21 protein-coding genes are annotated in these 21,167 nt (G+C 58.9%); 18 read left to right on the forward strand and 3 right to left on the reverse strand.

The genetic code is table 11. From position 1 onward, the window contains the following. Positions 1–4 precede the first annotated feature (4 nt). From SIC15_RS19340 to SIC15_RS19360, 5 genes are all read left to right on the forward strand, one after another. Positions 5–466: a chemotaxis protein CheW gene (locus tag SIC15_RS19340; protein WP_069182284.1), complete on the forward strand. Its 462-nt coding sequence runs from the start codon at positions 5–7 to the stop codon at positions 464–466. An 80-nt stretch (positions 467–546) separates the two neighbouring features. Next, positions 547–1,038, forward strand: a complete 492-nt coding sequence (locus tag SIC15_RS19345; protein WP_412536724.1) for a Fur family transcriptional regulator — start codon at positions 547–549, stop codon at positions 1,036–1,038. Continuing rightward, the gene (znuC, locus tag SIC15_RS19350) at positions 1,031–1,828 is read left to right on the forward strand and encodes a zinc ABC transporter ATP-binding protein ZnuC (protein ID WP_412536725.1); all 798 of its coding nucleotides are present in this window, start codon (positions 1,031–1,033) and stop codon (positions 1,826–1,828) included. Before SIC15_RS19345 ends, znuC begins: the two co-directional genes overlap by 8 nt. Then, positions 1,815–2,627 (forward strand): metal ABC transporter permease, encoded by an 813-nt coding sequence (locus SIC15_RS19355; protein WP_069182287.1) that lies wholly within the window; start codon positions 1,815–1,817, stop codon positions 2,625–2,627. The genes znuC and SIC15_RS19355 overlap by 14 nt, the downstream gene beginning before the upstream one ends. Before the next feature lie 91 nt (positions 2,628–2,718). Beyond that, positions 2,719–3,726 carry a PAS domain-containing protein gene (locus SIC15_RS19360; RefSeq protein WP_412536726.1) on the forward strand — a complete coding sequence of 336 codons (1,008 nt, stop codon included), beginning with the start codon at positions 2,719–2,721 and terminating at the stop codon, positions 3,724–3,726. Here SIC15_RS19360 and SIC15_RS19365 read toward each other — a convergent pair. After that, complete coding sequence (locus SIC15_RS19365; protein WP_153634095.1) at positions 3,723–3,971, reverse strand: CDGSH iron-sulfur domain-containing protein; 249 nt, start codon at positions 3,969–3,971, stop codon at positions 3,723–3,725. The genes SIC15_RS19360 and SIC15_RS19365 overlap by 4 nt on opposite strands. 63 nt (positions 3,972–4,034) lie before the next feature. Then, entirely contained in the window at positions 4,035–5,117 is a 1,083-nt protein-coding gene (locus tag SIC15_RS19370) for a patatin-like phospholipase family protein (protein ID WP_412536727.1), read from the reverse strand. A gap of 195 nt (positions 5,118–5,312) precedes the next feature. Here SIC15_RS19370 and SIC15_RS19375 point away from each other — a divergent pair, with 195 nt between their 5' ends. Then, entirely contained in the window at positions 5,313–6,380 is a 1,068-nt protein-coding gene (locus tag SIC15_RS19375; RefSeq protein ID WP_069182291.1) for a sensor domain-containing diguanylate cyclase, read from the forward strand. Positions 6,381–6,404: 24 nt separating this feature from the next. Here the strand turns inward: SIC15_RS19375 and SIC15_RS19380 are convergent, their stop codons facing one another. Continuing rightward, positions 6,405–7,325, reverse strand: coding sequence for an alpha/beta fold hydrolase (locus SIC15_RS19380; protein ID WP_222465642.1), 921 nt, complete (start codon positions 7,323–7,325; stop codon positions 6,405–6,407). Positions 7,326–7,514: 189 nt separating this feature from the next. Between SIC15_RS19380 and folE the strand changes: the two genes are divergently transcribed. From folE to SIC15_RS19440, 12 genes are all read left to right on the forward strand, one after another. Further along, a complete protein-coding gene (gene folE, locus SIC15_RS19385; RefSeq protein WP_227514428.1) occupies positions 7,515–8,090 on the forward strand; it encodes a GTP cyclohydrolase I FolE in 576 nt (191 codons plus the stop codon). A 24-nt stretch (positions 8,091–8,114) separates the two neighbouring features. Beyond that, positions 8,115–8,489: a dihydroneopterin triphosphate 2'-epimerase gene (gene folX, locus SIC15_RS19390; RefSeq protein WP_064229586.1), complete on the forward strand. Its 375-nt coding sequence runs from the start codon at positions 8,115–8,117 to the stop codon at positions 8,487–8,489. 23 nt (positions 8,490–8,512) lie between these two features. Then, on the forward strand, positions 8,513–8,950 hold the full coding sequence (locus SIC15_RS19395; RefSeq protein WP_069182293.1) for a CoA-binding protein: 438 nt from the start codon (positions 8,513–8,515) through the stop codon (positions 8,948–8,950). A gap of 105 nt (positions 8,951–9,055) precedes the next feature. Then, a complete protein-coding gene (locus SIC15_RS19400) occupies positions 9,056–10,372 on the forward strand; it encodes an HD-GYP domain-containing protein (protein ID WP_412536728.1) in 1,317 nt (438 codons plus the stop codon). A 55-nt stretch (positions 10,373–10,427) separates the two neighbouring features. Next, positions 10,428–12,695, forward strand: coding sequence for a putative bifunctional diguanylate cyclase/phosphodiesterase (locus tag SIC15_RS19405; RefSeq protein ID WP_412536729.1), 2,268 nt, complete (start codon positions 10,428–10,430; stop codon positions 12,693–12,695). Positions 12,696–12,745: 50 nt separating this feature from the next. Further along, positions 12,746–13,057 carry a hypothetical protein gene (locus SIC15_RS19410; RefSeq protein WP_069182295.1) on the forward strand — a complete coding sequence of 104 codons (312 nt, stop codon included), beginning with the start codon at positions 12,746–12,748 and terminating at the stop codon, positions 13,055–13,057. Positions 13,058–13,318: 261 nt separating this feature from the next. Then, positions 13,319–13,762, forward strand: a complete 444-nt coding sequence (locus SIC15_RS19415; protein ID WP_069182296.1) for a MerR family transcriptional regulator — start codon at positions 13,319–13,321, stop codon at positions 13,760–13,762. A gap of 6 nt (positions 13,763–13,768) precedes the next feature. Continuing rightward, positions 13,769–16,390, forward strand: a complete 2,622-nt coding sequence (locus SIC15_RS19420) for a heavy metal translocating P-type ATPase (protein ID WP_412536730.1) — start codon at positions 13,769–13,771, stop codon at positions 16,388–16,390. A 126-nt stretch (positions 16,391–16,516) separates the two neighbouring features. After that, complete coding sequence (locus SIC15_RS19425) at positions 16,517–16,966, forward strand: DUF411 domain-containing protein (protein ID WP_412536731.1); 450 nt, start codon at positions 16,517–16,519, stop codon at positions 16,964–16,966. A gap of 155 nt (positions 16,967–17,121) precedes the next feature. Further along, positions 17,122–18,840 (forward strand): diguanylate cyclase, encoded by a 1,719-nt coding sequence (locus tag SIC15_RS19430; protein ID WP_412536732.1) that lies wholly within the window; start codon positions 17,122–17,124, stop codon positions 18,838–18,840. 73 nt (positions 18,841–18,913) lie between these two features. After that, on the forward strand, positions 18,914–20,899 hold the full coding sequence (locus SIC15_RS19435; protein WP_412536733.1) for a ribonuclease R family protein: 1,986 nt from the start codon (positions 18,914–18,916) through the stop codon (positions 20,897–20,899). 61 nt (positions 20,900–20,960) lie between these two features. Further along, on the forward strand, positions 20,961–21,164 hold the full coding sequence (locus SIC15_RS19440; RefSeq protein WP_349342204.1) for a hypothetical protein: 204 nt from the start codon (positions 20,961–20,963) through the stop codon (positions 21,162–21,164). Positions 21,165–21,167: the final 3 nt, after the last annotated feature.

A 21,167-nucleotide genomic window follows, 5' to 3' on the forward strand; every position in this document is an offset into this window, starting at 1 on the left:
AGCAATGAATGACAACAGCCAATCCCTCTCCTGCGTCATGATTCCCATGAGCGGACGGCAACTGTTGCTGCCAAACGTCTCGATTGCGGAAGTGGTCGACTACGCCAGCTCTGACGCGGGCGCCAACACACCCGAATGGCTGGTTGGCTACCTGGACTGGCGAGGCCTCCAGCTCCCGGTGATTTCCTACGATGCGGCCAACGGCGGCGTGCTCACCGTCCCTGGTGACAACCGTGGCCGGATTGTTGTGCTCAACACCATCGGAGACCATCACAAGGAAATTCCCTTTATGGCCCTGGTAACCCAGGGCATTCCCAGCCAGGCCCGTTTGAGCGAGGAACAGGTCAGGAAACTGGAGGGTGAGCCAGGCCCGGCAGATCTGATGCTGGTTGAGGTAGAGGGTGAGAACGCCTGGATCCCGAACCTGGAATATCTCGAATCCCTGGTACTGAAATCCAGACACTGACCGGTTATCCGTTCTGCTGCCGGGCATGGCAGACATCCCTGCAAATGTTATAATGTTTCAAATTTTGCAGGATTTTGAACATGTCCGCCCGAGCCATTCCCTATCGGCCACACAACCACGACGCCTGTGTCAGCCAGGCCCTGACTGACGCACGGGCCATTTGCCAGCGTCAGAATGCCCGTCTGACCCCGATTCGGGAACGGGTGCTGGAACTGATCTGGCAGTCCCACAAGCCGCTGGGCGCCTACGATGTGCTGGCAGAGCTTTCTTCCGATGGTCATAACGCTGCTCCGCCCACCGTTTACCGCGCACTGGATTTCCTTCAGCAGCTTGGTCTCGTGCACCGCATCGCGTCGCTCAACGCCTTTATCGGCTGTACCCACGCGGGTGAAAGCCACACCGGCATGTTTCTGATCTGTCGGGCCTGCGGCAATGTTCTCGAACTGACCGCTCCCGAGGTGTCAACAGAAGTTCGCAAGGCCGCCTCCGGCCAGGGCTTCCTGGCCGAGAACACTACCCTCGAGATAGCCGGGCTTTGCCCCGGTTGCCAGGCGGAGCCGGAGCATGAGTGAACCTCTGGTCAGCCTTGAGAATCTCACCGTCCAGTTCGACTCACGGCCCGTGGTTGACCGGGTTAACCTCAAGATCCATCGAGGCGATATCATCACCATTATCGGTCCAAATGGGGCCGGCAAAACCACGCTGATCAAGGCAGTCCTGGGCATTCAGAAGGTGTCCTCAGGACAGGTGGCGGTCAAGAAGAACCTGGTCATCGGCTATGTTCCCCAGCATCTGACTCTCGAGGCCACGCTTCCCCTCAGCGTCAAACGTTTCATGCTGCTCAGCGGCCGGTCGCTCGGCGAATGTCAGACCGCGCTTGCCCGCACCGGTGTTGGCCACCTGCTGCACGCCTCGGTACACCATTTGTCCGGTGGTGAAAAACAGCGGCTGTTACTGGCCAGGGCCCTGGCCCGAAAACCGGATCTTCTTGTGCTCGATGAACCTGCCCAGGGGGTCGATATCAATGGCCAGGCGTCGCTGTATGAACTCATTCGCCAGCTTCGGGACGACCTGAACTGCGGTGTGATCATGATCTCCCACGACCTGCACCTGGTGATGGCAGCCACGGACAAGGTTATCTGTCTGAACCAGCATGTCTGCTGCAGCGGTTATCCCGAAGACATTTCCCATGACCCGGCGTTCATCGAGACGTTTGGCCGCCCGGTGGCAGAATCCCTGGCGGTTTACCACCATCACCACAACCACAGTCATGATCTGCACGGGAACGTGGTGGACAGCGAGTCTCAGAACGCCTCCTCCGGACAAGGCGGACACACGGAATGTAATCATGCCCATCATTAATGCCGTTCTGGACGATTTCTTCTGGCGTGCCTTGATTGGCGGCCTCGGCGTTGCCCTCGTGGCGGGCCCCCTGGGCTGTTTCGTGGTCTGGCGACGAATGGCCTATTTTGGCGATACCCTGGCGCATTCGGCACTGCTGGGGATTGCCCTGAGCTTTCTGATCAGCGTGCCACTGAACCTCGGTGTGATCATAACCTGCGTGGTCCTGGCTATGGCCCTGGTGTTGTTATCCCGAACGAGAGCCCTGGCAACGGATACGCTGCTCGGGATTCTCGCCCACAGTGCCCTGGCCATCGGCCTGGTGACCCTGAGCTTCATGCCGGATGTTCGCGTCGACCTGACCGGTCTGCTGTTCGGCGATCTGCTAGCCATGAGCCGCGAGGACCTGTTGTGGATCTATGGCGGCGCGGCACTGATCCTGTTCCTGTTGTCGGTACTCTGGCGCGGATTGCTGATGAGCACGATTCACGAGGAGCTGGCCCGGGTGGAAGGCGTTGCCGTCGAACGCCTCCGTCTGGTTCTGATGCTGATGTTCTCTCTGGTGATCGCGGTGGCCATGAAAATCGTCGGCGTGCTGCTGATTACCGCCCTGCTCATCATTCCCGCGGCCACCGCCCGGCGCCTGGCCCACAATCCGGAGATCATGGTGGCCATGGCAATCGGTTTCGGGTTTGTTGCGGTAAGCGGAGGCCTGAGCCTGTCATGGCATCTGGACACACCTGCTGGCCCGTCCGTTGTGGTGACCGCTTTTGCCGTTTTCCTGTTGGTTTATGGTGCTGCCGGAAAAGTCCGCAGTTGAGCATTTCCCTCTGTTCACGAGCTGGACTAGAGTATAGGGGTACAGTCGGCCTGATCCACAGGTACAGGCCTCGCCGCACAGGACGCCCGGCATGGAAAGCTCAGTTCCAGGCCGGTTCCGCAGACCGGTACTTTGGCCAGGGGTCTGGATCCCACTGCTTCTGGTCGCAGCCGGGCTGCTGGTAACCGGAATCACGGCAAATATCGAAGGACGGCGGGCCATGGCCCTGGCTGAAGCGCGCTACTACGCCCAGCATCAGGCCCTGGTCAATCACCTGCTGGCCAACGTGCCGAATCGTCCGGGCGCGGGCGACAGCAGCCAACCGGTCTCGGCCTGGCTCCAGGCTCTGTTCAGCGACACCCTGCCTGATTCCCTCGGCCTGCGTATCGATACACTCGAACGACACACCAAGACGCCACTGCTGGAGATACGAGCCAACGGTTCGGTGGACCCTACACGGGCATTGCGCACCGAAGTGTCACCGCTGGACCATCACTGGATACTCACCACCGTGCCCTCACCCAAAGGCCTGGAAGAGGTCGCCCGGGCTGCCTCGCAGACCGTCTGGCTCGCCGGTTTCGCGCTGTCCGTGTTTGCTGCCTCGCTTGCTCTGTTACTCAACCGCCGGCTTCATCTTCAGGCGCTCCATATCCGTGGCCTGGAACAGAGGGAAATCGGCGCTGACCATCAGATCGCCAACTTTCAGGTCGAGAAGTCGATATTGCGTCAGGCACTGAATGACAGTGAACAGCGAAGTCGCGATCTGGTAGCCCTGTCTGGGGCTGTGATCTGGGAACTGGATGAAAATGGCAGAATCGGCTTTGTTTCTACGCAAATCGCCGAACTTCTGGATCGAGCGCCCGCTGACCTGGTGGGTCAGCCACTGGAGGAACTGGTTGCGCCGGCCTTTCAAGACAATTTCAGGCGGGCCCTGGTGGCCGCTCGCAGTGACAGCTCCATTGAGCGGATTGATCTTCCTCTCCTTCACCGGGATCAGGATGCAGAGGTGCCAGTCGTGCTCAGGGTCCGGGCTTTGAAAGATCCGGTCCACGGACTGTCAGGTTTCCGGATAAGTACCCTGCAACGTATGACCCACTAATCGAGGGTCTTGTGGGTGCCGTCGCACAGGGGGGCATTGCCTGTTTGCTTGCATCCGCAGAACCAGACCCACTCTTTCTTTTCCGCCTCATACTTGACCGGCGTTATACCGGTACCCTTGTGGGAACCGTCACAGAATGGCTGGCTGTTACTGCGGCCACAGGCACACCAGAGGTAGTTCTTTCCTGCCTCCACCATGACGGAGTAAGGCGTCTTACTGGCGATCAACGGTTTCTCATCGGACATAATCTGTTCCTCGAGTCATGACTGTAGTCAACCAGTATAGCCACTCATGGAGAAACACTGCGCTCAGAGCGGCCTGACGATATCCGCAAGGCGCCCGGTCTCGATAAGCTCCATAAACTCGTCGCCCAGACGGTCACTTTCCGCGATCGCCGCCCGCCAGGCCCGTTCTCGGCCAGCATCATCACCCACATAGCGCTCAAAATCCTTACGGTCCGGTAGTTTGCGGTCAGGCAGGGATTCCAGATACTCCTTTGACGGTGCAATCAACAGTACATCCTGCAACCGGGTGGCGTCACCCCGCCGCCAGGGCAAGGACTTATCGAACCAGCCGGGCACCACCTTGTCGGTGAAGTGTGGGTATAGCACGATGCCCGGCTGCTGGTAGGGCAGATCCAGGTGATAATCCAGAAGCCCACCGTCACGATAGATGCCTTCTGGAGCACCGGGTATGTTGCGGACACCGGACATCACCAGGGGGATAGACGCAGAAGCCAGGAGGGCCGGCAGCAGGTTCTCCCGGGTAAAGGCGACCTCGTGGCTGGGGAAATCCACCAGCTTCGCCACGGGCGTTTTCAGACGGGCGTCGTGGATGATGCCCCGCTCCATGAAACGCCCCAGATGCCGGCGACTGACCATGTTGGCGCTGATCGCACCCATGAGGCCCAGCCCCAGGCGGCCTCGCGCATCCTCCGCCAGCATGCCAAGACTGCGAACCACCACAACGTTCAGCCGGTACCAGGGGTGATTCAGAATGGCGTCTTCCCGGCCACCCAGTAATTCTTCCAGGAACAGCACGCTCTTGCGGCTTACTTCAGCACTGCTGACGCCCTTGGCAAACCGCTGGGCGGTATAGAGTTCAGCCAGCCGGCCAAGCTGCTCTTTCGGGTCATCGGACGAGGCCACGGCGGCAAACCGCCAGCTGCCAATCGACGAGCCGATCAGCGATCGCTCCTGTGGAATCTGCGGCAGCCAGTCACCAAATATCGCTTTATCCAGGCCGCTGATTCCCAGAGCCTTGGGACCACCGGCAGCGCCCGGAATCACGTGCACGTCTTCCGGTGACAGCGGCTTTTCCTTGAGTCGTTGCATCGCGCGACGACCGGCCCGGATGGTCAAGGCCGGTTCTCGGGTGTGAATAGCAGTCATTGGGTGATCCCTGGGCGTGTCCCTGAAGTAATCTGGCGGAGTTTAGCGAAGTGGACGATGCCCGGCCAACTGAACAAAACTAATGGTGGTCATAAACAGCACTATCTGCTTAATTAAACCAATGGCCATGCTAGACTTCACTACACTCCCGACACAGGACGCGGGCGGATACGACTCTGACAGCAGGAGTATGCTGTGAATTTTTCGGTACCACCCTCTACCCTTGCAAGCAATCCGACGCTCGCGGTGCTCGGCTTCAAACGCCAACTGGTCTACCACCTGCACTTCTGGGCGTTCATCGCGGTAGCGCCGCTGGTCATGGTGCAATGGCAGCAATCCCACTACCTGCTGTCTTCCGTACTGGTGCTTTTTTGCGTCAATGCCCTTCTGGTGATCGCGTTTCTGCGGTTGCGCGGCACCTATTTCCTCAAAGGCCGATTATTCCCTCTGCTCGCGGTGGTTAGTGCCGCCTATTCGACACATATAAATGGCCACGCTGGCCTTTACTGGGCCTACCCTGCCGCTACGGCCCTGTTTTTCCTGCTGCCGCTGAGGGAAGCCATCGGCAGTAACATCGTCTTTGTGGTTGTGATGGCGGTCGTGTCGTTCCTCCGCTTTCCCGAAGCCGACTTTTGGAGAATCACCTTCTCCCTCGGCCTGACTTGCCTGTTTGCCATGATTTTTGCGTTTCTGGTGGGCAAACTTCAGCAAGAACTCACACGACTGGCCACCACCGACCCATTGACCGGCTGCCTGAACCGGTCGCAACTTGCCGATATTCTCAACGGCCAGATTCAAATGCGGGAACGGTATGAGCGGGTATCCAGCCTGATTTTGCTGGATCTAGATTACTTCAAGACCATCAACGATCAGTGGGGCCACCTGGCCGGTGACAAGGTTCTCACCGAAATGGCTCTGCGTTTGCGCAAACGACTTCGGGAAAGCGATCAGCTGTTCCGGATCGGGGGAGAGGAATTCATGATCGTGCTACCGGAAACCCGGCAGAAAGACGCAGATGCCCTGGCCCACCAGCTTCTGACCAGCATCAGTGCCCGGCCATTCCTTGACGATATCAAGGTGACTGCCAGTGCCAGTGTCGCTGAGGTCAGCAAGGGCGAGACCTGGTCGATCTGGCTGAACCGGGCTGATCAGGCCCTTTACGAAGCGAAATCCCGGGGTCGCAACCAGGTAGTCAATGCCGCTCGACCGCTTCCGGTTGTGGGTCGGGGTGCCGAGGACATGCCCGATTCAGCGTCGGGCTGAAGCACAGCACCTACCGTTTCGCCTTTACTGATCGCAGCGTTTACGAAATTCCCGGTAGGCGCTGAAAACCTCCCAGGGGCACTCAAAATGAGGGTAATGCCCGATGTTCCTCAGGGTGACCACATCGCCCTCCGGTATCAGTTCGCGATACCGACGCGCCATGCCGGCGCCAGAGACGGGGTCGGCCGTACCTGAGATCAGCCGCATCGGTTGCGTCGCCTTCTGCAGAGCGCCAACCCAACGATTCCGATGACATCGACGTTCCTCCATGAACTGTATCAGCTGGTGCAGGATGCCCCGACCATTGTTGTAGGTCAGCAGGTGCCAGAAGTCTTCCATGTCCTGACGATCCGGCGGATTCTGGCTGCCGAACAGGCGGCGAAAGTTGCGCTCGAAACTGCGCCGGGTCAGACCACGGCTGATCAAGCCGCCAAAGGGGCTTCTCAATAGCTTCTGAATCAGCAACGGATTATGAACTTCCGGGAAAAGGGCACCATTGAGAAAGCAGACACTGGCAATCCGGAAAGGCAGTCCGTCTTCCTGCTCCCGGGCCAATAGCTCCTGGGCCACACTGCAACCGTAATCGTGAACCAGCAGATGCACCGACGGCAGGCCAAGCCCCTCGATCCAGCCCTGGAACAGATCGGCCTGGTCTTCAATACTGTAGTCGTAGTTGGAGGGCTTGTCCGAAAAGCCGAAGCCCAGCATGTCCAGCGTCAAAACGTTGTTGTGCTGCACCAGCATCGGCCAGACACGGTTCCAGTCCCAGCTGGCGGTAGGAAAGCCATGGATCAGCACCAGCGGTTCCCCCGAGCCCGCCATCCGACTGAAAATGGCATGTCCCTCAAAACTGAACCACTTACCTCCCTGTTGCCACCCTTCAAGGGTGCCTTCCACGCGCGCTGCGGCGGAACCCCCACCGACGGTGGGCATCACCTCTTCCATGTATTGTCCCCGGCGAACATTTACAGCCTGAAACTGTAGAACAAAGCAGCCCCCACTGCCATAGCCGTACTGCCCAGACCGCCGGGCGGGTCAGCCAGAGTGGTCTTTTCCTGCAATGACGTCGTAAACGTAGAGATGGTGGGCAAATTGCCTTAAGCTTTGGCCCTCGTAAGACACTGCTAACCGGAAATGACTATGAGCAAACTCCTTGACGACCTCTCCGGACACTTTCGTGCCATTATTGATGGCCTGGGCGAAGACCCGGACCGCGAGGGTCTGCAAGACACTCCAATGCGCGCCGCCAAGGCCATGCAGTTCCTCACCTGCGGTTACAATCAGGATCTGGGCGACCTGGTGAATGATGCGGTATTCGAGTCGGCCATGGACGAAATGGTCGTGGTACAAGACATCGAGTTGTACAGCATGTGCGAGCACCACATGTTGCCGTTCATCGGTAAGTGTCACATCGCCTACCTGCCCGCTGGCAAGGTGCTGGGACTTTCCAAATTCGCTCGCATCGTCGATATGTACGCCCGTCGCCTGCAGATCCAGGAAAACCTGACCCGGCAGATTGCCGAAGCCGTCGAGAGCGTAACCGGCGCGAAGGGTGTGGCGGTGGTTATCGAGGCACAGCACATGTGCATGATGATGAGGGGCGTGGAGAAACAGAATTCCCGCATGAAGACGTCGATGATGCTGGGGCAGTTCCGTAAATCCCAGGCAACTCGCACCGAGTTTCTGACCCTGATCAGTAACAACCGCTGAAGCACCTGACCACTGGGAGGCCGCATGACAGACGTTCACGGGAATCATCTCGCAAAGGTCCGCATCAAGGATCTTCTTTTGAGAGCCTACATCGGCATCAAGGAAGAGGAAATCAACAATCAGCAGGACGTATTGATCAACGTTGCGCTGACGTACGATGCCTCTGAGGCGGTGAACCGGAACGAAATCTCGGCCGCCCTGAACTATCGCACCATCACCAAGCAGATCATCCATCATGTGGATGGCAACCGGTTTGCCCTTCTCGAACGCCTGACCCACGAGGTTCTGACAATCGTTATGGAGCATGAGGCAGTGCAGTGGGCCGAAGTGGAAATCGACAAGCCTCACGCGCTACGCTACGCGGAGTCCGTGTCTGTATGTCTTCAGGCACACCGTTAATTCAAAGAGGCTCTGCCAGCAACATGCCCAGCAACACCCCGGACCAGATTCGCGACATCCTGACGACGGTCAAAACCATTGCCCTGGTTGGCGCCAGTGAGAAGACCAGCCGCCCCTCTCACGAAGTTATGGAGTTCCTTCAGAACCAGGGTTACCGGATCCTCCCGGTGAATCCCCGTCTGGCAGGCAAGACGCTACTCGGTGAAACCGTGTACGCCGACCTTCACGGTCTGCCCGAACCTGTAGACATGGTTGATCTTTTCCTGGCACCGGAACGCACCGACGCCGTCATCGACCAGGCCATCGAACTCAACATCCCGGTGGTGTGGCTGCAGATTGGTGTGATCAATGACGAGGGTGCAGCCCGGGCAGAGGCTGCGGGGCTGAAGGTTGTAATGGATCGCTGCCCGAAGCAGGAAATCCCCCGTCTGGGTATTCGCAGGGTTGCCGAACAGCCCTGAAACCTGATCTGAATCAGGAACTACGTCACACTTCCGGCACTCTTCTGTAACCGGTCTGTCAGGTCTGACATAATCACCGGACATAAACAGAAGACTGGTAGAGCCATGTGGTTCCGACGTAAATCCAGCAAACAGCACCGGCCCCAGGTATCGGCGCCATTGGCGCTCGCTACCCATTCTGACGCCCCTGTCTCGACCCTTCAGCGGGTGAGACTGCCTGTAGACCTTCTTCAGCCCGGAATGCGCATTGTCAGCCTGGACAGGCCCTGGACCCAGGTACCGGTCCTGTTTCAGGGGTTTACCCTCACAGATGACAACCAGGCGCAGATTCTGCGCCAGTACTGTGAGTGGGTGCTGGTGGAGGATGAGGAAACGCGCCTGAATCCCGTGCTCGATCAGATTTCCGTACTCAAGCGACGCACCAACGAACCGCTCCCGGAAACCCGCTCCTTACCGCAGGAACTACCCAGGGCTCAGGCAGCCTGGAGCAGGACCCAGGCCTTTGTCGAGGAGGTCACCCGACAGATCGAGGCCGGCAACGACCTTAATCTGCAGAGCGCCCGCCCCATCATCCGCGAATGCGTGGACAGCGTGAAGGCCAATGCCAGCGCCATGTTCTGGATGAGCCGCATCAAATCTCGGGACGCCTACACCGCCGAACATTGCCTCAGGGTGGCTATTTTCTGTGTCGCCTTTGCCCGCTTTCTGGGGATGCCTGACGAGGATCTGGAAACCGTTGGTATGTGTGGCCTGCTGCACGATCTGGGCAAACTCAAGGTACCGGACGAGATTCTCAACAAGCCCGGGGCGTTGACGCCGGAAGAACACGGCATCATGCGCCAGCACACAACCCTCGGTTATGAACTGCTGAGTGGCGACCCGCATCTGGATCCGATCATCAGTGATGTTTCCCGACACCACCATGAACGCATGGATGGCCGTGGCTATCCGGAACAGCTGGCCGAATGGCAGATCAGCCGGTTTGCTCGCCTGGTTTCCATCGTTGACGCCTACGATGCCATCACCAGCGACCGATGCTACCGGGACGGACTGCCGGCTTCCGAGGCCATCCGCATCCTTTTCAGGAACCGGGGCCAGCAGTTCGACATCACCATGGTCGAAGCATTTATACGCATGATTGGTGTATACCCGCCGGGCAGTCTGGTAGAACTGTCAACGGGCGAAGTCGCGATTGTGGTGGCGACGCACCCGGGAAGAAAGCTGAAACCCAGGGTGGAAATTTTGCTCGACGGTGACAAACGTCCAGTGACGCCCCGTGTCATGGATCTGGGAGCCTCCGATTCGGGGCCTGGTAGGGCGACACCGGATATTGCCCGGCCACTGCCGGACGGTGCCTTTGGAGTGTCACTTCGGGGCCGGATCAAGCAACTGATGGCGGTAGCCGATACATATGCCTCATAATTGCGTAGGCGTTGCCAATTGTTTGGCATTACCGTTCAAACTCACGGAGTAACCTGTGGATCAACCTGCATCACCCCCTAAAGCTGTGGTTTCGGGCCTATTGAGCCCGGCGTTTCCGGTGGTGATTTTCCTGGTTTTCCTCGGCCTCGCAGCCGGCCTGCGCTATGGCCTGGTACAACAGGACAGGAATCAGGTTGAGGCAAACCTTGCCAACGAAGCCAGGGCCATGGCCAATCACCTTGAACGGGAATTCCTTATACACGCCGAAGCAATCCGGCGCATGGCCAAACGCCTGGAGACAGACCCTTCCAAAACCGAACAGGAATGGCGACGGGATGCCCGCAACTACCTCGACGATTTCGGCGTCTACCAGGCCATCGAGTGGATTGACTCCGATTTCATCATTCGCTGGCTGGAGCCAGTCACCGACAACGAAGAGGTCATTGGCTACAACGTCGCCTTCAACGAGGAGCGACGCCAGGCACTGGAGCGGGCAAAGCAGTCCGGCACCTGGGATCTTTCCGGTGTGATCAATTTGCGCCAGGGCGGCAAGGGCATGGTCATCTATGCGCCGGTGGGTGCCGGCCCCGAGAACAACGGCTTCATGGCGGGGGTATTCCGAATGGAAGTGCTGGCCCGCCAGCTTCTCACCGAACGGGTGCTGGAGTCTTTCCGGATCGAAATCCTCGAAGCCGGACAAGTGAGCTATGAGCTGAATGCGTCGCAGCCGGTCAGTGGCGATTTCTCTCGAGAACAGGCGGTTGATCTGCCAACACTGGACTGGACCCTGACCCTGCGCCCGTCCACCGAATGGGTGGAAAGCCAGTACAGCCACTGGCCAGCGCTGACCTTTACCACGTTTCTGTTAATGGGCCTGCTGACCAGCCTGACCACACTGCTGGTGCAACTCATCCTGAAACGCAACCGGGCCCTGTTGAAGACCCGCCGGGAGCTGGACCAGGAAATCGAGCAGCGCACGGCCATTCAGAAGGATCTGGCGAGGCTGGAATCCACCGATACTCTCACCGGGCTGGCCAACCGTCGGTTCTTTATGGAGGACCTGTCCCACACCCTGAACATTGCCGACCGCCAGATGCGCCAGGTTGCCCTGGTGATGCTGGATCTGGACCGGTTCCAGACGCTCAACGACTCCCTCGGCCACCAGTTCGGGGATGAACTGCTCATCAAAGTGTCCGAGCGCCTGAACCGTCTCAGCAACGAACGCCTGCTGGTGGCCTACTCCGGGGGCGATGAGTTCATGTTCTGTCAGCAGCAGGTAGACGACATTGACGACATCATTCACCTGCTGGGCCAGATCAAACAGTGCTTTGACCAGCCCTACGAGGTCCAAGGCCAGTCCCACAGCATTACCGGCACCATGGGCGTGGCGGTGTATCCCCAGAGCGGTCTGGACGCGGATACGCTGTTGCGCAATGCCGACATTGCCCTGTATCGCGCCAAGGAGCAGGGCCGGAATACCTACCAGTTCTATACCGAAGGCATGCAGGAACGGGAAGTCATGCGTCTGGAGCTGGACAAAGATCTCAGCCAGGCCCTGGCCAACAACGAATTCGTGCTCTTCTATCAGCCCCAGCTGAACCTGAACACCGGTGAAATCCAGAGCGTCGAGGCGCTCATCCGCTGGCGCCATCCCCGCCGCGGGCTTCTGCCGCCGGTGGAATTCATCCCGCTGGCCGAGGAGAGTGGCCGAATCACCGATATTGGCCGCTGGGTGGTCCTCGCGGCCTGTCGGCAGCTGGCAGCGTGGAGAGGCACGCCGCAGGAGAACTTGCGCATTGCGGTCAATCTTTCCGGCCGGGAGCTGGACGACGAAGATCTGGTCGACCACATTCGGGAAGCCCTGGCGGCGGAGAATGTGCCGGCCGATCGTCTGGAGGTTGAGCTTACCGAGGAGATTTTCATCCAGAATATCGAGCACAACCTGAATCAGCTGTCCCGTCTGCACCAGTTGGGAGTGCACCTGGCTATCGATGACTTCGGTGTGGGCTATTCGTCCCTTGGTTACCTGAGGGATTTCCCGGTCGATCTACTGAAAATCGACCGGTCGTTTATCACGGAAGTCACGGAGCGCCATGACGACGCAGTGATCACCAGGGCAGTCATCAACCTGGCTCATAACCTGGGTATTGAGGTGGTGGCCGAGGGGGTTGAAACCGAGGAGCAGCTGAATTTCCTCAAGAGCTACCGTTGTAACTTTGCCCAGGGTTACCTGATCAGCCGACCGATTCCGGTTTCAGACCTTGAAAAGGCGCTGGCCTCGGGCGTTCTGGTGGCAGATATTACGGCCGATTCCGGATTGTAATTGCTGCGGCCCGTCCCCAAGATACGGGTAAATCATTCTGGTGAAATTCTATGGCTGCCCAATACCTGACTCCGGAACAGGACGAGAAGATCCGCCAGTGGGAACGCTGGAACCGGAACTATTTCATTTTTGCGTTTGTGGCGCTGACCATCATTCTGGTGTTCAGCAGTCAATTGGGGTTGTCCAGTGGTGAAAGCTGGGGCCCTCTGGGCGTTCTGATCGCTGCCCTGATCACGCCGATCATTGTTCTGCAGCTGAAGCTGGCCTGTCCGGCCTGCGGCCAGAAAATTGGCTGGCAGGCGAAGTTGATGGCGCCGGATCAGTGCAAGACCTGCGGGACGTTTTTGCGCTCCCGGGATTAATAACCCTTCCTCCATTTTTCTCCGAAGAAAACCTTTGACCTGTGAGTTGCTCACAGGTTTTAGTCTAATCTTACTGGTTTGGAGTTTGCCGTGCTGAGGTGGATACGGCTTCCGAAAACCGCTGTGAATACGTCCCTGTACGCTTGCTCTGAACCTTCCCTGGTTCAGAGCATTTTCGGAAGCCGTACCCACCTCAACACTCCGCTGACTTCAGTCTTTGGTTCCTGAAGCCACTATTTTTGGCACGTTGAGAACAAGACGATGAAAGTAAAAGAGATTGCAGAAGCCGCCGGCGTTAACCCGGATACGGTTCGGTTCTACACCCGCGAGAACCTGCTGAAACCGACCCGTAACCCTGAGAATAACTACCAGCAGTTTGATGCCGAGGATCTCCGGCGGCTTCGATTTGCCCGGAAAGCACGGCAGCTGGGATTTTCCTTGCCGGAGATTCGACAGATTCTGGATCAGGCGGACGATCATCATTCGCCATGCCCGATGGTTCGTGATGTATTCCAGCACCGGTTGGCGGAAGTTGAGCGGGAGATTCGGGAGCTGCAGCAGTTGCGCAAGCGGATGACCGCCGCGCTGGCTGCCTGGCAGGACATGCCGGATGGCACGCCCGATGGCCATACCATTTGCCGGTTGATCGAACACTGGGATGATCCGGCGCCCTGTTGCGGGGCAAGCGAACAGAACGAGGAGTGATTCTGGATGACTGACACACCTGTTTTGCAAACCACGCTGAGCATTTCCGGGGCTTCCTGCCAGGGCTGCGCCAAGAAGATTCGCAATGCGCTCGAGCCGTTGACCGGCGATACCGAGCTGGTTGAAGTGGACCTGGAAAACCAGACGGTGGCCTTGCCGGAGGGAGTGGATGCCGCTGAGGCGGCGCGTATTGTTACCGAGACCGGCTATCCTGCCGAGCCTTTCGAGGAAGATGCCCAGCCAGCCAGTTGCTGTGCTTCCGGGAACAAGAGCGAGAACCTTGCCGGCGACGATTCCGAAGACCATGCAGTGACCGAAGAATCGGTTCAGTCGAGCCCTGAATCGGCAACAGCGGCCGACGGGCAGGTTCATCTGTCGGTGACCGGTGCCACTTGTGCCTCCTGCGTCAACACGATTGAAAAAGCCCTGATGTCCGTCTCGGGTATTCACCATGCCCATATGAACCTGGCAGACAATACCGCCACGGCCACAGGTGATGCCGACCCTGAGGCACTGGTGAAAGCAGTGGAAAGTGCCGGCTATGGCGCCAGCGTCATCGAAGACGAGGACGAAGCCGACGACCGGAAGCAGGAGGAAGACCGCAAGCAATACAGGTCACTGCTGGTGAAGATGGCGGTCAGTCTGGGCCTGGGGCTTGGGCTAATGGTCTGGGGTATGGGCTTCGGCACCATGATGGTGACCGACGCCAATCAGGGTACCTGGCTCGGTCTGGGTGTGCTGACATTGATCGTGATGGCCGCCACCGGCGGGCATTTCTATACCGGCGCGTGGAAGGCGTTCCGGCACCACAACGCCAATATGGATACCCTGATTGCCCTGGGTACCGGAACCGCCTGGCTCTATTCCATCGTGGTGGCCAGTGTTCCGGGTGCGTTGCCGGAGATGGCCCGTCATGTGTACTTCGAGGCCTCGGCCATGATCATCGGCCTGATCAATCTGGGGCAGGCGCTGGAGCTTCGGGCCAAAGGCAAAACCTCGGAGGCGGTGCGCCGGTTGCTGGATCTGCGGGCGAAAACCGCCCGGGTGATTCGCAACGGGGAAGAGCGGGACATTCCGGTCGAGGAGGTCCGCAAGGGCGATCGTATCCGGGTCCGGCCCGGGGAAAAACTGCCGGTGGATGGCCTGATCGCCGAAGGCTCGACCCGCATTGACGAGAGCATGCTCACTGGCGAGCCGATGCCGGTCAGCAAGTCGGAAGGCGATGAAGTGTCCGCCGGCACGCTGAACACACACGGTTCCATCGTCTATGAGGCCACTCGGGTGGGCAGTGAAACCGCGCTGGCCCAGATCATCAAGCTGGTGAAAAAAGCCCAGGGTTCAAAGCCCGCTATCGGACGTCTTGCGGACAAGATTTCCTCGGTATTCGTGCCGACGGTCATGCTGATTGCTGTCGTGGCGGCGCTGGTCTGGTACAACGTCGGACCAGAACCTGCGGTGGTTCATATGATGGTGGCCGCCACCACGGTGCTGATCATTGCCTGCCCCTGCGCTCTGGGCCTGGCGACACCCATGTCGGTGATGGTCGGCGTTGGCAAGGCCGCTGAATACGGCGCGCTGATCCGCCAGGGTGATGCCCTGCAAACCGCGGGCAAGCTGGATCTGGTCATTCTGGATAAGACCGGCACCATTACCGAGGGCCATCCGGCGGTTACGCGGCTTCACGCCAGCGACGGTGACGAGAAGCGCCTGCTGACCCTGGCGGCCGGGCTGGAACAGCACTCAGAACACCCTCTGGCCGAAGCCATCCTGGCGAAGGCCAAAGAGAAGCAGGCTGATCCCGAGAAGGTAACCGATTTTAAAGCCCTGAACGGCAAGGGCGTACAAGGCGAATTCGAAAGCAAGCCACTGCGCCTGGGCAACCGGCGGTGGCTGGAAAGCGAGGGTGTGGAACTTGCCGACCTTGCAGGTGCTGCCCGCTCGATTACCGAAGAAGCCGGCACGCCCCTGTTCCTGGCATTGGGCAATGAGGCTCTGGGCGTCATTGGAGTGGCCGATGCCATCAAACCGGACTCCAAGGCGGCCATCCAGCGTCTTCACGACGCCGGCATCAGGGTGATGATGGTGACCGGCGATGTCGACGCCACCGCCAAAGCCATCGCGAAAAAGGCCGGCATCGATGACTATCGCGCGGAAGTTCTGCCTGAAGACAAGGCCGAGGTGGTCAGTGAAATGCGCGGCAAGGGCCACACAGTCGCTATGGTCGGCGACGGCATCAATGATGCGCCGGCCCTGGCGGCGGCAGACGTCGGCTTTGCCATCGGCACCGGCACGGATGTCGCCATTGAGAGCGCCGGTATCACTCTGATGCGAGGTTCGCTCCACGGCGTTCCCGATGCCATCGAGATTTCCCGCGCCACTGTGAAGAACATTCACCAGAATCTGTTCGGCGCATTCGTATACAACACAATGGGTATTCCGGTTGCCGCCGGCCTGCTCTACCCTGTTTGGGGAATACTGATGAGCCCGATACTGGCCGGCGCTGCCATGTCCCTGTCTTCGGTCACCGTAGTCTCGAACGCCAACCGCCTGAGATTGTTCCGGACCAGTCACCGCCCGGAACGGAGCGACAGCGACAGTGATCCAAAACAGCAACAGGAGCGGAACTGATGGAAACACTACTGGTCAACGTCGGAGGTCTTGCCCTGATGGCAGCCATCGTCTGGTGGTTCTGGCTTTCCGGTTCTGACGACACAGGCTCAAGTTAACATCAACATCACCACTGAGGTACTTGCCATGAAAAAACAAACCCTGGCTCTTGGCCTGATGGCTGCACTGGGATTCAGCACCACCACGGTGGCGGCCGGCGCTGCCCAGAGTATCCACGTCTACAAATCCCCCACGTGCGGCTGCTGTGAAGACTGGATTGATCACCTGGAAGACAATGGCTTCGAGGTGGAGGCGACCAACACCAACGATATGGGCAGGATCAAAGCCGACGCAGGTCTGCTTGCCGGTCTTGGCAGTTGCCATACCGCGTTTGTCGGCGATTACGTCATTGAAGGCCATGTACCGGCCGATGACATCAAACGCCTGATCAGCGAAGCTCCCCGGGCCACCGGCCTGAGCGTACCCGGGATGCCCATAGGGTCACCCGGCATGGAGATGGGCGACCGGAAGGATCATTACAAGGTCATCCTGTTCAACGAGGCGGGACAGACCCGAATCTTTTCCCAGCACAATTAACGGGAATCACCAGACAAGGGCCGGCATTTACCGGCCCTTACTACCGCTTTTTCCTTCCGGTTTACACCTATCCCTGTCTGTTTTTCCTACACTCTGGTTAACCAGTGTTCTATCATTGGCGCCCAGAAACCCGGAAAATCCGAGAGGGATACTCGTTGAGCCTTAAAACCCGCATCCTTGGTCTGGCTGCCACTCTCATCATCGTGGCTTCTGCGGCTTCGTGGCTGGCCTATCGGGAGCTGTCCGAGAGCATCATCGAACGCTGGGGCCAACAGGTCGCGGAAATACAGGTGCGCTACGACACCGCCCGCCTGCTGCAATCCCTGGAGCGGGAAATCGGCTTGGCCAAACAAATGGCAAGCTCGTCCGCCCTGATCAACTGGGCCGCCAATCCGGATGACGCCGCGCTCCAAGCGGAAGCCATCCGCCAGATGGAAAGTTTTCGCTCCAATTTCAGGGACAACAACTACTTCGTTGCCCTCGTCCAGAATGGTCACTATTACTACAACAACGAAGAGAACGAATACGCTGGCAACCAGTTCCGGTATGTTCTCGATGAAGAAAAACCCGATGACGCCTGGTTCTTCCAACTCATTGAGGAAGGTCGCGACTTTCACCTCAACGTAAACCCGGATACGGAGCTGGGTGTCACCAAACTCTGGATCGATGTGCTGATGCGCGATGAGGCTGGCCAGATCGTCGGCATGGTCGGCACAGGCCTTAGCCTGGACGCTTTCCTGCAGGATATTGTCGACATCGGTCAGGATGGCATCACGACCCTGTTCGTGGATTACAACGGCGCCATCCAGCTGTACCGCGACCGGAACTACATCGACTTCGCCAGTATCATCAAACCCGAAGGCCAGAAGAACACCGTCGATCTGCTGTTCGATGATCCCCAGGACAAGCAGCAGATTCTCGGCATGCTGCAGTTGCTCAAGAAGCGGGGCGACCAGGCGGGCCAAGTGGAGAGCGGCTTTGTGACCGTGGATGGCCGAAAGCATCTGGCCGGCGTTGCCTTCCTCCCGGCCATTGGCTGGTTTGAGATCACCCTGCTCGACCTCAACACCCTCCTGCCAACCAGCTATCTGTGGCCGCTGGTAGCCGTGTTCCTGGGCACCTTGCTGATCACCCTGGTACTGTTCCACCTGATTATCCAGACCCGGATTCTCAAGCCCATCATGAGTCTGGAGCACGCCGTGGAAAAAGTCCGGGAAGGCAGCTTTGATCTGCCACGGTTGGATAAGCCGGATAATGAGATCGGCTGGCTGGCCGATCACTTCGAGAAAATGACCCAGAGCCTGGGCCACTCCACCCGGGAGCTTGAGGAAAAAGTTGCGCAGCGAACCGATGAGTTGAATCGACTGGCCCGGATTGATCCCCTCACCGGTCTGAAAAACCGTCGCGGCCTGGACGAGGTGCTGGATGAGGAAATCCAGCGGGCCCGCCGCCAGGAGTCCAGCTTTGGCGTGATCTGGCTCGACATTGACCATTTCAAGAGCATCAACGACAACCTTGGCCACCAGGCCGGTGATCAGATCCTGTGCCGGGTTGCCCTGTGGCTGAAAGCCGGCGTTCGCCCCTACGATCATCCCGGACGCTGGGGCGGCGACGAATTTGTGGTTCTGCTCTCACCCTGCGACCCGGAGACCCTGGGCCATATCGCCCGTCGTATCCGCGAATCCGTGGAACAGGAAAGCCGCAAAACCGGGACTGCCGTCACTGTGAGTGTTGGTGGTTACTTCGCCCTGCCCGGCGATAACAGTGACACCATTCTTCGTCACGCGGATCGGGCCCTCTATCAGGCCAAGCATGAGGGACGCAATCGGGTCTGCATCACCGTCTCGGAAGACCCGGAGATTAACCCGGCGTAACAGGTCTGACTCATACCGCCATAACCGTTATACTCCGCCCCATCATTCATTTTTCTACCAGCCAGGTTACTTCATGCTCAATGCCGACGCCCTCAGCCAGTTGCGCCAGCTGAAATCGGATATCAAGGACAATAAGGTGGTGTTTCCCGGGACGGTCAAAGCCACCAATGGCCGCTTCGGATTCGTTGCGCTCGACGAGGGCCGGGACGTCTTTCTGCCACCTGAGGAAATGCAGAAAGTGCTGCCCGGGGACCGGGTGAATGTCACCGAGCAGGAAGTTGAAAAAGGCAAAACCCAGGGCGTGGTGGACGAATTACTGGAAACCCGCCTGAACACGTTTGTCGGGCGCTATCTGATCAAGGGGAAAGGGCATTTCGTGGTACCCGAGACGCCGGGTATCAACCGCTGGATCTTCATTCCCCCCAAGGAACGGATGAACGCCCAGCAGGACGATTACATTTACTGCCAGATTCACCGGCATCCGATCAAGGACGGCAAAGGCCAGGCCAGGGTCCTGCGGGTGATCGGCAAGGCCGGGGAACCCGGTATCGAACGTTCCTTCACCCTGGCGACGTTTGATCTGGCAGACACCTGGCCCGATGCGGTGCGCGCGCAGGCCGACAGCCTCAGTGACAGCGACATTGAATCCCGGGAAGCCGGGCGGGAAGATCGCACGGACCGACCCTATGTGACCATCGATAGCCCGGGCACCCAAGACATGGACGACGCCCTGCTGGCCGAACCCAACGCCACCGGCTGGACCCTGTCGATTGCCATTGCCGACCCGACCGCCGTGATCGAGACCGACAGCCCGGCGGAGCAGGAAGCGTTCAATCGCGCCACCGCCATTTACTTCCCGGGCGAGCCCCTGCCCATGCTGCCGGACAGCATCAGCACCCGACTGTGCTCATTGATGCCGGATATGAAACGCCTGGCTCTGGTGTGTGATCTGCAGGTCAACAACGATGGCAGCCTGGGCGATTACAGCTTTCACCAGGCGGTTATCCGGTCCAAGGGCAAGCTCAGCTACGAGTTGGTCTCCAACCTGATTGAAGGCCGGGAAGACGATGAGATCAAGGCGCTCCCGGACGCCGTTGCCAACAGCCTGGATCAATTGCACCAGGCAGCGACAGCGCTCAGGAAATGGCGCAGCGAGCATGCGTTGCTGAGCGGCGACCGGCCGGAATTCCGGCTCCGCCTGGATGAAAACAAGCGTATCCGGCTGATCGAGCCGTCTATTCAGAACGAAGCCCACCGCCTGGTGGAAGAGTGTATGGTTGCTGCCAACCGCTGCGCCGCGGATTTTCTTGCCAACCAGACAGCGGGCTTGTTTATCCAGCACCCCGGGCTTCGGGATGATCGCGCCGAGAACATCCGGGCGCTGCTCGACAGCCACGCCCCACATCTGGCCGGCGTTGATGCCCATCAGGCCGAGGGCTTCCGCAAACTGATGAAAGAAACCGACGCCCTGGAGGCCGAGGTGCCGGTCAAGGCCATACTGTCCCGCCAGCTCGCCCGGGCCGAGCTGAGCTTCAAGCCGGCTCCGCACCAGGGAATGGGCCTGGATGCCTACACCACGTTTACCTCGCCGCTGCGAAAGTTCTCGGACTTTTACGTGCACCGGCTGATCAACTCGGCGCTGTGGGATACTCCCATGAAACCCTTGACCGAGGATCAGCTTGAAGCCCTGCAAGCCGCCCAGATCCGCGCCCGCCAGGCGGCAAACAGCCTGGAGGCCTGGCTCAAGAGCGACTTTGCCAAGACACTGAGCGAAGAACCCATGACCGGGGTGATCAGCCGCACGGTACCCGCCGGCTTCTTTGTGCGGTTGGACACCAACGGGCTGGAGGGGTTTGTCAGCTGCAAGGACCTGGATGGCAAATACAGCTTTGACCCTGTCACCCTGCGCCTGATCCATAACAAGAACGGGCGCATCTTCCAGCTGGAGCAGCCGGTGACGGTTTGCTTTGCCGGGGTAGACGAAGAACGCAGGCAGATCAATTTCAAGCTGGTGGAAGCGCAGGAGATAGCCACCGGATCCAGTTCCAAAGACGGTTAAAAAACCACGCTGGCGGGCGCATCGTATCATTCAGGACATGTTCCTTTGATGGAGGTGCGCCATGCCCATCAGCCCTGACGAATTTCTCAGAAAGTACGGTTTCGACAAGGAGGAGGAAGAACGGGACCACAGCCTCCGCCACAACGCCATGGAGCACGCCAAACACCTCCGCCGGCCCCATGCGGGAACGCCTCATGACTGGGAAGAGTGGGAACGCTACAAGCGGGAGCATCCGGATGAAGTAGAGGACGATTCCGACAGCTGATGC

This window comes from Marinobacter sp. MIT932201, from assembly GCF_047123295.1.
In the GTDB taxonomy this organism is placed as follows: Bacteria; Pseudomonadota; Gammaproteobacteria; order Pseudomonadales; family Oleiphilaceae; genus Marinobacter; species Marinobacter salsuginis.

What these genes read in the sequence shown, in the direction of transcription:
- SIC15_RS19340 (WP_069182284.1), top strand. Translation starts at nt 5, where the DNA reads ATGAATGACAACAGCCAATCCCTCTCCTGCGTCATGATTCCCATGAGC.
- SIC15_RS19345 (WP_412536724.1), top strand. Translation starts at nt 547, where the DNA reads ATGTCCGCCCGAGCCATTCCCTATCGGCCACACAACCACGACGCCTGT.
- znuC (WP_412536725.1), top strand. Translation starts at nt 1,031, where the DNA reads ATGAGTGAACCTCTGGTCAGCCTTGAGAATCTCACCGTCCAGTTCGAC.
- SIC15_RS19355 (WP_069182287.1), top strand. Translation starts at nt 1,815, where the DNA reads ATGCCCATCATTAATGCCGTTCTGGACGATTTCTTCTGGCGTGCCTTG.
- SIC15_RS19360 (WP_412536726.1), top strand. Translation starts at nt 2,719, where the DNA reads ATGGAAAGCTCAGTTCCAGGCCGGTTCCGCAGACCGGTACTTTGGCCA.
- SIC15_RS19365 (WP_153634095.1), bottom strand. Translation starts at nt 3,971, where the DNA reads ATGTCCGATGAGAAACCGTTGATCGCCAGTAAGACGCCTTACTCCGTC.
- SIC15_RS19370 (WP_412536727.1), bottom strand. Translation starts at nt 5,117, where the DNA reads ATGACTGCTATTCACACCCGAGAACCGGCCTTGACCATCCGGGCCGGT.
- SIC15_RS19380 (WP_222465642.1), bottom strand. Translation starts at nt 7,325, where the DNA reads ATGGAAGAGGTGATGCCCACCGTCGGTGGGGGTTCCGCCGCAGCGCGC.
- folE (WP_227514428.1), top strand. Translation starts at nt 7,515, where the DNA reads ATGACTATGAGCAAACTCCTTGACGACCTCTCCGGACACTTTCGTGCC.
- folX (WP_064229586.1), top strand. Translation starts at nt 8,115, where the DNA reads ATGACAGACGTTCACGGGAATCATCTCGCAAAGGTCCGCATCAAGGAT.
- SIC15_RS19395 (WP_069182293.1), top strand. Translation starts at nt 8,513, where the DNA reads ATGCCCAGCAACACCCCGGACCAGATTCGCGACATCCTGACGACGGTC.
- SIC15_RS19400 (WP_412536728.1), top strand. Translation starts at nt 9,056, where the DNA reads ATGTGGTTCCGACGTAAATCCAGCAAACAGCACCGGCCCCAGGTATCG.
- SIC15_RS19410 (WP_069182295.1), top strand. Translation starts at nt 12,746, where the DNA reads ATGGCTGCCCAATACCTGACTCCGGAACAGGACGAGAAGATCCGCCAG.
- SIC15_RS19415 (WP_069182296.1), top strand. Translation starts at nt 13,319, where the DNA reads ATGAAAGTAAAAGAGATTGCAGAAGCCGCCGGCGTTAACCCGGATACG.
- SIC15_RS19420 (WP_412536730.1), top strand. Translation starts at nt 13,769, where the DNA reads ATGACTGACACACCTGTTTTGCAAACCACGCTGAGCATTTCCGGGGCT.
- SIC15_RS19425 (WP_412536731.1), top strand. Translation starts at nt 16,517, where the DNA reads ATGAAAAAACAAACCCTGGCTCTTGGCCTGATGGCTGCACTGGGATTC.
- SIC15_RS19435 (WP_412536733.1), top strand. Translation starts at nt 18,914, where the DNA reads ATGCTCAATGCCGACGCCCTCAGCCAGTTGCGCCAGCTGAAATCGGAT.
- SIC15_RS19440 (WP_349342204.1), top strand. Translation starts at nt 20,961, where the DNA reads ATGCCCATCAGCCCTGACGAATTTCTCAGAAAGTACGGTTTCGACAAG.